At 45.0% G+C, this 12,905-nt stretch carries 9 protein-coding genes; all 9 read left to right on the top strand.

Annotated features, from left to right (window positions below):
- Positions 1 to 60: 60 nt before the first annotated feature.
- The 9 genes from C6P39_RS00565 to recO all read left to right on the top strand — a co-directional run bounded on the left by C6P39_RS00565 (position 61) and on the right by recO (position 12,381).
- Positions 61 to 465: an RrF2 family transcriptional regulator gene (locus tag C6P39_RS00565; protein WP_104802424.1), complete on the top strand. Its 405-nt coding sequence runs from the start codon at positions 61 to 63 to the stop codon at positions 463 to 465.
- Positions 466 to 609: 144 nt separating this feature from the next.
- Positions 610 to 4,140 carry a pyruvate:ferredoxin (flavodoxin) oxidoreductase gene (gene nifJ / locus C6P39_RS00560; protein WP_104802423.1) on the top strand — a complete coding sequence of 1,177 codons (3,531 nt, stop codon included), beginning with the start codon at positions 610 to 612 and terminating at the stop codon, positions 4,138 to 4,140.
- Positions 4,141 to 4,477: 337 nt separating this feature from the next.
- A complete protein-coding gene (locus C6P39_RS00555) occupies positions 4,478 to 4,876 on the top strand; it encodes a PH domain-containing protein (RefSeq protein ID WP_095174201.1) in 399 nt (132 codons plus the stop codon).
- A 21-nt stretch (positions 4,877 to 4,897) separates the two neighbouring features.
- Positions 4,898 to 5,614 (top strand): glycerophosphodiester phosphodiesterase, encoded by a 717-nt coding sequence (locus tag C6P39_RS00550; protein ID WP_104802422.1) that lies wholly within the window; start codon positions 4,898 to 4,900, stop codon positions 5,612 to 5,614.
- 449 nt (positions 5,615 to 6,063) lie between these two features.
- Positions 6,064 to 6,705 (top strand): phosphoribosyltransferase, encoded by a 642-nt coding sequence (locus C6P39_RS00545; RefSeq protein ID WP_095174350.1) that lies wholly within the window; start codon positions 6,064 to 6,066, stop codon positions 6,703 to 6,705.
- A 12-nt stretch (positions 6,706 to 6,717) separates the two neighbouring features.
- The gene (locus C6P39_RS00540) at positions 6,718 to 7,605 is read left to right on the top strand and encodes a hypothetical protein (protein WP_104802421.1); all 888 of its coding nucleotides are present in this window, start codon (positions 6,718 to 6,720) and stop codon (positions 7,603 to 7,605) included.
- 186 nt (positions 7,606 to 7,791) lie between these two features.
- On the top strand, positions 7,792 to 10,710 hold the full coding sequence (locus tag C6P39_RS00535; protein ID WP_104802420.1) for an insulinase family protein: 2,919 nt from the start codon (positions 7,792 to 7,794) through the stop codon (positions 10,708 to 10,710).
- A gap of 13 nt (positions 10,711 to 10,723) precedes the next feature.
- Positions 10,724 to 11,629, top strand: a complete 906-nt coding sequence (gene era, locus C6P39_RS00530) for a GTPase Era (RefSeq protein ID WP_095174211.1) — start codon at positions 10,724 to 10,726, stop codon at positions 11,627 to 11,629.
- On the top strand, positions 11,626 to 12,381 hold the full coding sequence (recO, locus tag C6P39_RS00525; protein WP_104802419.1) for a DNA repair protein RecO: 756 nt from the start codon (positions 11,626 to 11,628) through the stop codon (positions 12,379 to 12,381). The genes era and recO overlap by 4 nt, the downstream gene beginning before the upstream one ends.
- Positions 12,382 to 12,905: the final 524 nt, after the last annotated feature.

Raw genomic sequence — 12,905 nt, 5'->3', positions numbered from 1 at the left:
AAGAAAAAAAAGAGGGACGAGAGAAGACCACAGAGAGTACAGGAAAGGAGCACAGGAAAAATGCTGATTACGAGAGAATGCGACTACGCGGTGCGGATTGTCCGGGCACTTGCTGGAGGAGAAAAACTTTGCGTGAACCAGATATGCGAAAAGGAGGAACTGACTCCCGCATTTGTATATAAAATACTCAAAAAACTGGAAAAAGGAGATTTAATGAAGAGCTTCCGCGGAAGCAATGGAGGATATGCACTGAAGAAAGATATTGGCCAGATTACCCTGCTGGATATCTACCTGGCAGTGGAGCCGGAATTTTACATGATCGAGTGTATGAATCCGGACAAGCCCTGTGTGCGTAACCAGGATGAAGAGGGATGTAAGGTCCATAAAGAGCTGTGCAAAATACAAAAAAACCTGCTCAGAGAGCTTGGTGCCAGGACCATTCGTGAAATTATGGAGGAAGAGTAGTCAGGATTTGTTTTTTTCAAAAAACATTCTACTTATTTTCGTTTAAAAATGGACATGCTTGGCGAATCGTGATATAATTTCGATAGACTTCGGGGAGCGAAGTGGAACATTGTTTATAACAATTTTCAAGGAGGAAAATAACAAATGGCTAGAAAGATGAAAACCATGGATGGTAATCATGCAGCAGCTCATGCGTCTTACGCATTTTCCGATGTTGCAGCGATTTACCCGATTACCCCGTCATCTGTAATGGCAGAGGCTACAGACGAATGGGCAACACAGGGAAGAAAGAACATTTTCGGACAAGAAGTACAGGTTACTGAGATGCAGTCTGAGGCTGGTGCAGCAGGTGCTGTGCATGGATCCCTGGCAGCAGGTGCCCTGACTACTACATATACCGCATCACAGGGTCTTCTGTTAATGATCCCTAATCTTTATAAAATCGCTGGTGAGCAGTTACCGGGTGTATTCAACGTATCCGCCCGTGCACTTGCAAGCCACGCACTGTCAATCTTCGGAGACCATTCCGATGTATACGCATGTCGTCAGACAGGATGCGCTATGCTTTGTGAATCTTCCGTACAGGAAGTTATGGACCTGACACCGGTTGCACATATGGCATCTATCAAAGGTAAAGTTCCGTTCATCAACTTCTTTGATGGTTTCCGTACTTCTCATGAGATCCAGAAGATCGAGACATGGGATTACGAAGACTTAAAAGAGATGGTAGACATGGACGCTGTTGATGAATTCCGTGCTCGCGCACTGAATCCAAACCATCCGTGCCAGAGAGGTTCTGCACAGAACCCTGACATCTTCTTCCAGGCAAGAGAAGCATGTAATCCGTACTACGATGCTTTACCGGCAATCGTTCAGGAATACATGGACAAAGTAAACGCTAAGATCGGTACAGACTACAAACTGTTCAACTACTACGGCGCAGCAGATGCTGAGCACGTAATCGTTGCTATGGGTTCTGTAAACGATACAATTGAAGAGACTATCGACTATTTACTGGCAGCCGGCAAGAAAGTCGGTGTTGTAAAAGTTCGTCTGTACAGACCATTCTGCGCGGACGCATTGATCGAAGCTATTCCGGAAACTGTAAAACAGATCACTGTTTTAGACAGAACAAAAGAACCGGGCTCTCTGGGTGAGCCGTTATACTTAGACGTTGTTGCTGCATTAAAGGGAAGCAAATTCGATGCAGTTCCGATTCTTACAGGACGTTACGGCTTAGGTTCCAAAGACACCACACCGGCTCAGATTGTTGCTGTATATGAGAACACAGAGAAGAAAAAATTCACGGTAGGTATCGTGGATGATGTTACAAATTTGTCTCTGGAAGTTGGTACTCCTATCGTTACAACACCGGAAGGAACCATCAACTGTAAATTCTGGGGTCTGGGCGCTGACGGTACAGTAGGTGCTAACAAGAACTCCATCAAGATCATTGGTGACAACACAGATATGTACGCTCAGGCTTACTTTGACTATGACTCAAAGAAATCCGGCGGTGTTACTATGTCTCACCTGCGTTTTGGTAAAAAACCGATTAAATCTACATACCTGATCAAGAAAGCAAACTTCGTTGCATGCCATAATCCTTCCTATGTAAGAAAATACAACATGGTTCAGGAACTGGTAGACGGAGGTACATTCCTGCTGAACTGTCCTTGGGACATGGAAGGCCTGGAAAAACACTTACCGGGACAGGTAAAAGAATTTATTGCTAACCACAACATCAAATTGTATGTGATCGATGGTGTTAAGATTGGTATTGAGACAGGCATGGGCCCGACTCGTATCAACACAATCCTGCAGTCCGCATTCTTCAAACTGGCTGACATCATTCCGGAAGCTCAGGCTATTGATCTGATGAAAGCAGCAGCAAAAGCTACATACGGACGTAAAGGTGATGACGTAGTTGCCAAAAACTGGGCAGCTATTGATGAAGGTGCAAAACAGATCGTAGAAGTTCAGGTTCCGGAAAGCTGGAAAACTGCTACAGACGAAGGTCTTGACCTGACTCATGCAGAGAACGGAAGAAAAGAAGTGGTAGACTTCGTTAACAACGTTCAGGCTAAAGTTACAGCACAGGAAGGTAACTCACTGCCTGTATCTGCATTCACAGAATATGTTGATGGTACAACTCCATCCGGAACATCTGCTTACGAGAAACGTGGTATTGCAGTAAATATCCCGGTATGGCAGCCTGAAAACTGTATCCAGTGTAACCGTTGTGCTTATGTATGCCCACATGCATCCATTCGTCCGGTTGCTATGACAGAGGCTGAGGCAGCAAATGCTCCGGCAGCTCTTGATATGACCGGTATGAAAGAATATAAATTTGCTATCGCAGTATCCGCTCTTGACTGTACCGGATGTGGTTCCTGTGCAAATGTCTGCCCAGGCAAAAAAGGTGCAAAAGCCCTTGTTATGGAAAACATGGAAGCGAATGTTGAATCTCAGAAATTCTTTGATTACGCTGTATCTCTTCCGGTTAAAGAAGATGTTGTTGCTAAATTCAAAGAGACAACTGTAAAAGGTTCTCAGTTCAAACAGCCTCTGCTTGAGTTCTCAGGTGCTTGTGCAGGTTGTGGTGAGACACCGTACGCGAAGTTGATCACGCAGCTGTTCGGTGATAGAATGTACATTGCAAACGCAACAGGATGTTCCTCCATCTGGGGTAACTCCTCACCGTCTACACCGTACACTGTAAACGCAAAAGGACAGGGTCCTGCATGGGATAACTCCTTATTCGAGGATAATGCAGAGTTCGGTTACGGTATGTTACTGGCTCAGAACGCTATCCGCGGCGGCCTGAAAGAAAAAGTAGAATCCGTAATGGCAAGCGCAGAAGCTTCAGAGGAAGTGAAAGCTGCATGCAAAGAGTGGTTAGATACCTACAATTGTGGTGCTACCAACGGTGCGGCTACTGACAAACTGGTTGCAGCTCTGGAAGGAATTGATTGCGATACCTGCAAAGATATCGTTAAGAAAAAAGACTTCCTGGGTAAAAAATCCCAGTGGGTATTCGGTGGTGACGGATGGGCTTACGATATCGGATTCGGCGGTGTTGACCATGTATTAGCAAGTGGAAAAGACATCAACATTATGGTATTCGATACAGAGGTTTACTCTAACACAGGCGGACAGTCTTCCAAGGCTACTCCGACAGGTGCGATTGCACAGTTCGCTGCAGGTGGTAAAGAAGTTAAGAAGAAAGATCTTGCTTCCATCGCTATGAGCTATGGTTATGTATATGTTGCTCAGATTTCTATGGGTGCAGACTTTAACCAGACTGTAAAAGCAATTGCTGAGGCTGAGGCATATCCGGGACCATCCCTGATCATCGCTTACGCTCCTTGTATCAACCATGGTATCAAGAAAGGTATGAGCAAAGCTCAGACAGAGGAAGAATTGGCTGTTAAATCCGGCTACTGGCATAACTTCCGCTTCAATCCGGAAGCAGAAAGCAAATTCTCCCTGGATTCCAAAGAGCCGACAGAAGATTACCAGGCATTCCTGGATGGAGAGGTTCGTTACAATTCTCTGAAACGTTCTAATCCTGAAAAGGCTGCTAAACTCTTTGCTCTGAATGAGAAACAGGCTAAAGAAAGATATGAATATCTGAAGAAACTGGTTACTCTGTATGGAGATGCAGAAAACTAATTATTAGTTTCTTGAGTGAAATAAGCAGTGGGCATCACCGGTGGGTGGTGCCTGCTTTTTTTCTTGGAGTGTAAGGCGGATGGAATGAAATAGAGGTGGGGTGCTGTACCTCCGTTTTTTGTATGTATTCCAAACAACCCTTGTTATTCTGAGACATTCATATTATACTGAAACGTATAGCGATTATTTAACAAGTCAGCGTATTCACTACGCTGACCATAAAAATTTCCCGGCAGGTGGAAATGCTGCTGCCAAGGACGGTTTATTATGGGTTTTTATTCGTAACTGTGAAAGTAACTAACAGTTTTGACGTATTAATAATAAGGAGGTTATTATTATGAGTGACAATTTAATATGGGAAGACCGGAAGCATTTTATGTGGTTCCCCTGGTCATTTACCAAGTATTATATAGAGAATGAGAGACTGATGATAGAAGCAGGACTGCTGAGAACCACTTTGGATGAGACACTTTTATATCGGATCGTGGATGTGACCATGGTACAGACATTGGCGGGTAAAATTTTTGGAACCGGAGATTTGATCGTTAAGACAAAGGTGGACAGCAATCCGGAAATTGTTCTGAAGAATATTTCGGACCCCAAAAGAGTTCGTTCCATGCTTTCCGAGATGGTGGAGGACTGCAGACAGAGGAAGAATGTAGTGGGAAGAGAGTTTTATGGGGAACATTCGCATGAAGAGGAAGAATATATCTATGAAAATGAGGATAATGATTGACTGCATTTATAAGGGGTATCTATGAAGAAAATGAAAATTTGGGCTCATAGAGGTGCATCCGGATACGCGCCGGAAAATACTATGGGCGCTTTTTCCGAAGCGGTACGCCGTAAGGCGGATGGCATTGAACTGGATGTACAGCTTACAAAAGACGGTGAGATTGTGGTCATTCATGATGAGAAACTGGGCAGAGTCAGCAATGGTTCAGGATGGGTAAAGGACCATACGTTGAAGGAATTGAGAAAACTGAATTTTAACAAGACATTTCCGGAACAGGGAATTGCCAAAATTCCCACTCTTAAAGAAGTGTATGAACTTATGAGAAAAGAAGAGATGCTTGTGAATGTGGAGCTGAAGACCAGTATTATATTTTATGAAGGGCTGACAGATAAAGTGCTGGAGCTTTCCGCCCGCATGGGGATGGAAGACAAGGTATTGTATTCTTCTTTTAATCATTATACGCTGTTGGAGATGAAGCAGAAAAATTCCGGTATACGGACAGGTATGCTGTTTGAGGATGGAATTGTGGATGCACCTATATATGCCAAGCGTTTGGGTGTGGACGCCCTGCATCCTATTTATACGCATTTGCAGCATCCTGATTTTTTGAAACAGTGCAGGGAGGAAAAACTTCCTCTGCATGTATGGACTGTGAATACCAAAGAACGTTTCCAGGAAATGCAGAAGGCTGGCGTGGATGCAGTGATCACTAATTATCCCGATATCCAATACCGGTGATTTTCAGTTATTGTTCTAAGGCCATGGTCCTGAGTGGTGTTTTCCTCGAAGAGATGATGTGCGATGCACAGCAAAATCCCAGGTTAGTCAGCGCAAAAATGCTAAAGTGCAAAACTGTGTATCAGTGTATCACGACACATGTTACTGCACATGGAGTGAACAGTAACAATTTTCCTGAAAAATATCTATTTTCAGAAATCTTCTCTTTTTTCCTTAAAAGGAGTATGGTATAATAAGCATATGAAAAAAATAAGTGTAACTATTCCGCAGGCCCCTACATTTGTTGCGCAGACCGAATGCATGTTCCTTGGGAAAAAGTATTCCGCAATCAGGTGTAAAATTCATTGATAACGGCCATTCTGCATGGTTTTTTGCCCATAACGATGCAGGCGCCGAATAGTTACAAATAAGGAATTGGGGATTAAAAAGAGGAGGTATGATCTATGGAAATGGAAGAAAGAATGTTTAAGGTATATGCAGCCGGTGATGAAAAGATTCAGTTAAAAGTGATTCCGGGGCATTTTGCAACGCCGCAGTCTCATATCAGTCATTATTTGGAGATGACAACCATGAAGACCCGATGTGCGGAGGCTTCCAGAATCGCCAGGTATCTGTCTACTAAATATGAAACGTCTACCCCTGTGGATTCTATTATCTGTCTGGATGGGCTGGAAGTTGTGGGAGCATTTTTGGCGGAGGAGCTGGCAAAGGCAGGGGTTCTGTCCATGAATGCGCATAAGACTATTTATATTGTTACTCCGGAATTCAACGGTAACGGTCAGCTTATGTTCCGTGACAACATTCAGCACATGGTCCGGAACCGAAATGTGGTGATCCTGATGGGCTCCATCACAACCGGCGAGACGCTGCGAAAGTGTATGGAGAGCATACTTTACTATGGTGGTACCATCCAGGGAGTGTCAGCTATATTCAGTGCAGTGAACAAAGTGGCAGGCCTGGATATCAATGCCGTGTTCTATAAAAAGGATGTACCGGATTACCAGACGCACAAAGCAAGTGAATGTCCTATGTGCAGGAAGGGTGAAAAACTGGATGCCATTGTAAATGGATACGGATACTCTAAATTATAAAGGGGGGAGATTTTGAAGGGAAAACTCAGAAAACTATGCCTGGGGGTGCTGATACCGCTGCTGCTTCTGGCCGGGTGCGGACAGGGTAAAGAGCAGGCAAAGGAACAAAATCCGGAAGAACTGCTGAAAGAAGTGATCAGCAGTCAGAAACAGCTCAAATCAGGAAAACTGCAGATGACCATGAATTTTAAGGCAGCGGTGCCCCTGGAAGAGGCCCAGGATTTGCTTGGGGATGTCCAGAATTCTGCCATCCAGATGGATATGGATGCAGACATGCAGTTTCAGGAGGAACGGATGCGCATGGACGGTGAGTTGAATATGCAGCTTATGTCAATGAACATACCGGTTCCCATTGAGAGCTATACGGTGAAGAATGATGACAAATATGTGACCTATACAAAAAACGGGGAAGAGTGGCAGAAGTCTGAGACGGATGTATCCAGCGGCAATATGGGAGCGCTGGTATTTGCCGGACAGGAGTTGTACCAGGGAATTCAGGAAGATTCCCTGTCTATGACCGAGGAAACGGTTGCGCTGGACGATGAGAATTCCATCGAGTGTTATGTGATCCATTCTTCTATAGGCGGAGAGGTACTGAACAGCCTGTTTGGCATGGCAAGCCAGATGCAGGGGCAGGAAGATGTTTTGGGCAGCTTTCGGATCGATGATGAAAAAGTCGATGTGGATTTGTATATTGATCAGAAAAATAAAGAGATAGTCCGGACCAGAATTGATATGAAACAGCTCATGGAAAAGATGATGTCAGATCTTGCCGCTGAAGCAGGGTCAGGTGAGACAATGAAGATTGACAGATTTGAGATGGCTGTAACTATAAAAGAGCGCGGCGAAGCAGTGGAAGTGGAAATACCACAGGAAGCGCTGGATGCCACCGGACTTTGAGACAAGACAGAAGCTGTTGTCAGAATGCAGAGGCATAGACAGCAGCTTCTTTTTGCTGCCTTGATATAATTGGAAGAATATTTGTTCTTTTTCCGTTTTATAATTCCAACAAATGTGGTAAGATAAACAATAGAGCGTACACTGGCCAAAAACGGTCAGTAAATATAATAATCAAGGAGGCTGAACATGAAGAAAGAAAATGTGCCGGCATATGAACTGGTTTCCTGTCAGGACATTCCGGATATTCACTCCAAAGGTTCTCTGTGGAGACATAAAAAAAGCGGTGCCAGAGTTATGGTGCTGGAAAATGATGATGAAAACAAGGTGTTTAATATAGCATTCCGCACGCCGCCGGCAGACAGCACCGGTGTGGCTCATATTCTGGAACACAGCGTTCTGTGCGGTTCTCAGAAATTTCCCTTAAAAGATCCCTTTGTAGAATTGGTGAAAGGTTCTCTGAACACATTTTTAAACGCAATGACCTATCCGGATAAGACGATGTATCCGGTAGCAAGCTGCAATGATACGGATTTTAAAAACCTGATGCATGTATATCTGGATGCTGTATTTTTCCCTAATATTTATGAGCGGGAAGAGATCTTCCGCCAGGAGGGCTGGCATTATGAACTTGAGGATGTGGACGGTCCGCTGAAATTAAACGGTGTTGTTTATAATGAAATGAAAGGCGCCTTCTCCTCACCGGAAGAAGTGCTTGACCGGGAGATTTTTAATTCCCTGTTTCCCGACACACCTTACGGTGTGGAGTCAGGCGGCGACCCGTCCGTGATCCCTGACCTGAAATATTCGGAATTTCTATCTTTTCACAGCCGCTATTACCATCCGGTCAACAGTTATATCTATCTGTATGGGAATATGGATATGGAGGAACGGATGAACTGGATGGACAGGGAATACCTGTCAAAGTACGATGAGATTCCTGTAAACTCTGCAATCACCAGACAGAAGCCATTTGAACAGGTGAAAGAAATCATCATGGATTACCCCATATCCGAAAATGAGCCTTTGGAGGAAAATTCATATCTTTCCTATAACGTAGTAGTGGGCGACAGCCTGGATGTGGAACAGTGCACTGCTTTTGAAATCCTGGATTATACCCTGCTGTCAGCTCCGGGGGCACCGCTTAAGCAGGCGCTTTTGGATGCCGGAATGGGAAAAGATATCCTTGGATCCTATGATGACGGCATTTTCCAGCCATTTTTCTCTATTGTGGCAAAAAATGCAAAGCCGGAGAACAAGGATACCTTTGTGAATTTGATCCAGGAGACGCTCAGAAAAATTGCAAAAGAGGGAATTGACAAAAAAGCCATAGCCGCAGGAATCAATTTTCTGGAATTCCGTTTCAGGGAAGCTGACTTTTCTTCCTTCCCCAAAGGGCTTATGTACGGCATTGATGTGTTTGACAGCTGGCTGTACGATGACAGCAAACCCTTTGACCATCTGAAGAAACTGGATATCTTTGAAAGCCTGAAACAGAAGGCAAAAGAGGGGTATTTTGAAAAACTGATCGAACAATATCTTCTGGACAACCCCCATGCATCTATTGTGGTGGTCAATCCGAAACGTGGGCTTGCAGCCCAGAGAGAGAAAGAATTGGAAGATAAACTTGCCGCATATAAGGCATCTCTGCCAGCGGAAGCGATAGACAAGATCGCAGCAGACACAAAACATCTGAAAGAATACCAGGATGAACCGGAGACAGAGGAGGCACTGCAGAGTATTCCCATGCTGAGACGTTCCGATATCGGAACGGAGACGGTTCAGATACACAATACACCGGAATATGTGGATGAAACACTGGTGCTGCACCATGATGTGTACACCAATGGGATCGGCTATCTGACACTGCTCTTTGATGTGAAAAAAGTTCCGGAAGAACTGATTCCCTATATGGGGATCTTAAAGTCTGTCCTGGGTTATGTGGACACGGAGAACTACAGCTATGCAGACCTGTTTAATGAAATTAACGCCAACAGCGGCGGGATTTTATTTGGGCTCCAGGTATTTGGGGATGCGAAAAATAACCAGAATACGACACAGATGCTGGGGATCAAGGCAAAGACACTGTATAGCGGGCTGCCCTTTGTATTTTCCATGATCAAGGAGATCATCTGCACCTCGAAGATGGATGACACCAAACGTCTCTATGAGATCATAGCCAAGATGAAATCCCGGTTACAGATGAGTATGGCCAGCTCGGGACACAGCACAGCGGTTATGCGGGCTACGTCATATTTTTCCGGCAATGCATATTTTCAGGAAAAAATAGCAGGGATTGAGTTTTATCAGTTCCTTGACAGGATTGAAAGCCATTTCCAGGAAGAGAAGGGAACGGTGATAGAGAAGCTCAAACTTCTTATGAAGATGATTTTCCGTCCCGAGAATCTGACGGTGAGTTATACGGCGGACGGCGAAGGATATAAAACCCTGGAGACAGAGGTACGCGGCCTGAAGGATGTGCTTTATACAGAACATGTGGAGTTGGCTCACGATAAGCCTGATTACCGGGTAAAAAATGAGGGATTCAAAACATCAGGCCAGGTGCAGTACGTGGCGGCAGCCGGTAATTTCCGGGAAGGCGGATATGAATATACAGGATGTCTGCGGATTCTGAAAGTGATTCTCAGCTATGAGTATCTCTGGATGAACGTGCGTGTAAAAGGCGGGGCATATGGCTGTATGAGCAATTTCAGGAGAAGTGGTGACGGGTATTTGGTTTCTTACCGAGATCCGAATCTATCCAAAACGCTGGAAGTGTTCCGTAATACCCCGGACTTTATCCGCGGTTTTGAAGCTGACGAGAGAGAGATGACAAAATATATCATCGGTACGATCAGTGAGCTGGATACACCTATGACACCATCAGCAAAAGGAATATTGTCCCTGGAGGCGTATTTCAGCGGTATCACAGAGGACGAGCTGAAAAAAGAGCGGATGCAGATTTTGAATGCCCAGCCCCAAGATATCCGTGCCCTGGGAGATGTGGTAGCGTGTGTTTTGGACCAGAACCGAATCTGTGTCATCGGTAGTGAAGAGAAAATCGAGCAGGAAAAAGAACTGTTTTTGGAAGTGAAGCACCTGCTGTAACAAAGGAGAATATATGAAAACAGACTACAAATCAGGATTTGCGGCGATTATCGGTCGGCCAAACGTAGGAAAATCCACATTAATGAATCATTTGATCGGACAAAAAATCGCCATCACATCCAGGAAGCCTCAGACAACCAGAAATAAAATTCAGACGGTTTACACCTGTGAGGAGGGACAGATTGTCTTTTTAGACACACCTGGTATCCACAAGGCAAAAAACAAACTGGGTGAATATATGGTAAATGTGGCGGAGAGAACTTTTAAGGATGCGGATGTGATCCTCTGGCTGGTAGAGCCAACCACATTTATCGGTGCAGGAGAGCGCCACATTGCAGAACAACTGAAAAACGGAAATCTGCCGGTGATCTTAGTTATCAACAAGGTAGATACTGTGAAGAAGGAAGAAGTTCTGAGTTTTATTGACGCCTACCGAAAGATTATGGACTTTGCGGAGATCATCCCCGCATCTGCGCTCAGAGGGCAGAACCTGGAGACCGTGATCACCAGCATTTTTAAATATCTGCCTTATGGGCCTCAGTTTTACGATGAGGATACCGTGACAGACCAGCCCCAGCGCCAGATCGTGGCTGAAATGATACGGGAGAAGGCGCTGCGGACCCTGGAGGAGGAGATTCCCCACGGCATTGCCGTAACGATTGATACTATGAAGGAACGTCCCGGAGGAAATCTTGTGGATATTGAGGCCACGATCATTTGTGAACGTGAATCCCACAAGGGGATCATTATTGGCAAGCAGGGAGTCATGCTGAAGAAAATCGGAAGTGCAGCCCGGTTTGAGATTGAGCGGATGCTGGAGCAGAAGGTAAATCTGAAACTCTGGGTAAAGGTTAAAAAAGACTGGAGAGACAGTGACTATCTGATCAAGAATTTCGGATACGATAAAAAAGAGATATGACAGATACAGTACAGGTGACCGGCATGGTGTTAACCTCCATGCCGGTGGGGGATTTTGATAAAAGGCTGGTGCTTCTCACAAGAGAGCGCGGAAAAATAACGGTATTTGCAAAGGGAGCGAGACGGCAGAACAGCTCCCTTCTTGCCGTGGCCAATCCCTTTGTATTTGGAACCTTTTCTGTCTATGAGGGAAGAACCAGCTATCAGATGAAATCCGCCTCTGTGCTCAATTATTTCACGGAACTGGCTTCCAGACAGCCGGGAGTTTATTATGGCTTTTATTTTCTGGAATTTGCGGATTATTATTCTAGGGAGTTCACAGATGAGAAGGAAATGCTGAATCTGCTCTATGTTACCATGAAAGCACTGGTCAGTGAAAAGATTGACAACAGGCTGATTCGCTGCATCTTTGAGCTAAAGGCAATGGTGATCAATGGGGAATATCCCAATCTGTTTGAATGCATGAAATGTGGGAAGCAGGAGGAGATTTACTGGTTTTCGGCAGAAAGATCCGGTGTTTTTTGTGATGGCTGTGCGGACGGGAAGGAAAGGTATAAGAGTATCCGTTTGGATGCCTCCTCCCTGTATGCGCTTCAGTATATTGCGGCATCAGAGATTTCCAGGCTCTATACTTTTACGGTCAGACCGGAGGTGCTGGCGATCATGCAGAAAGTCATGAGGGAATATACAGGGAAGTACATAGACAAAAAGATGAAGAGCCTTCAGGTCCTGGAGATGATGGAGGGGGAATAGGGAGAGGTTAACCTATTTCGCCATGCACAGATATGGAGCATTCTGCCCCATATCGCGCTGGCTGCCTTGGGATTGTCATGCGCAAGCGTATAAAAACACCTCGCGGGATAGCACTGTGAATAGTAACAGATTTGTAGATTTTCAGGCAGATAGAGGTTGAAAAGAAGACATATAGCGGTTATAATGTTACTATTCGCAGTAGTGTCTTTGGCAATTCTATAAGTTAAGTAGAATCGTTTGCGGGCATATCTGCGGTGCGCAGCATGAAAAACAGTTTATAAGGCTGTGACAGGCAGTCAGTGATCATGTACCGGCAGCCTTGAAAAGTCAACAGCCTCACTGAAGCAACGGGGTTGCTGATTCACGCGGCGTAACAGTTCAGATAAGCTGAACCGTTACGCATCCAGCCATTAAAAATCGCTTCGCGATGGGCTGGATAAAGCTGGCACTACTTTTTCATACGGTCAGCGCAGTAAATGCGCAGACCTGTCTGAACTGTTACCACGCGGCAGCCGCCAAATATG

The sequence above is a fragment of the Blautia marasmi genome (assembly GCF_900258535.1).
GTDB classification, from domain to species: domain Bacteria; phylum Bacillota; class Clostridia; order Lachnospirales; family Lachnospiraceae; genus Blautia; species Blautia hominis.
Note: the sequence above shows the minus strand (reverse complement) of the source record. Positions and strands in the feature narration are given on the sequence as shown.

Excerpts from the sequence above, each read along its gene's own strand:
- C6P39_RS00565 (WP_104802424.1), top strand. The coding sequence starts at position 61 with ATGCTGATTACGAGAGAATGCGACTACGCGGTGCGGATTGTCCGGGCA.
- nifJ (WP_104802423.1), top strand. The coding sequence starts at position 610 with ATGGCTAGAAAGATGAAAACCATGGATGGTAATCATGCAGCAGCTCAT.
- C6P39_RS00555 (WP_095174201.1), top strand. The coding sequence starts at position 4,478 with ATGAGTGACAATTTAATATGGGAAGACCGGAAGCATTTTATGTGGTTC.
- C6P39_RS00550 (WP_104802422.1), top strand. The coding sequence starts at position 4,898 with ATGAAGAAAATGAAAATTTGGGCTCATAGAGGTGCATCCGGATACGCG.
- C6P39_RS00545 (WP_095174350.1), top strand. The coding sequence starts at position 6,064 with ATGGAAGAAAGAATGTTTAAGGTATATGCAGCCGGTGATGAAAAGATT.
- C6P39_RS00535 (WP_104802420.1), top strand. The coding sequence starts at position 7,792 with ATGAAGAAAGAAAATGTGCCGGCATATGAACTGGTTTCCTGTCAGGAC.
- era (WP_095174211.1), top strand. The coding sequence starts at position 10,724 with ATGAAAACAGACTACAAATCAGGATTTGCGGCGATTATCGGTCGGCCA.
- recO (WP_104802419.1), top strand. The coding sequence starts at position 11,626 with ATGACAGATACAGTACAGGTGACCGGCATGGTGTTAACCTCCATGCCG.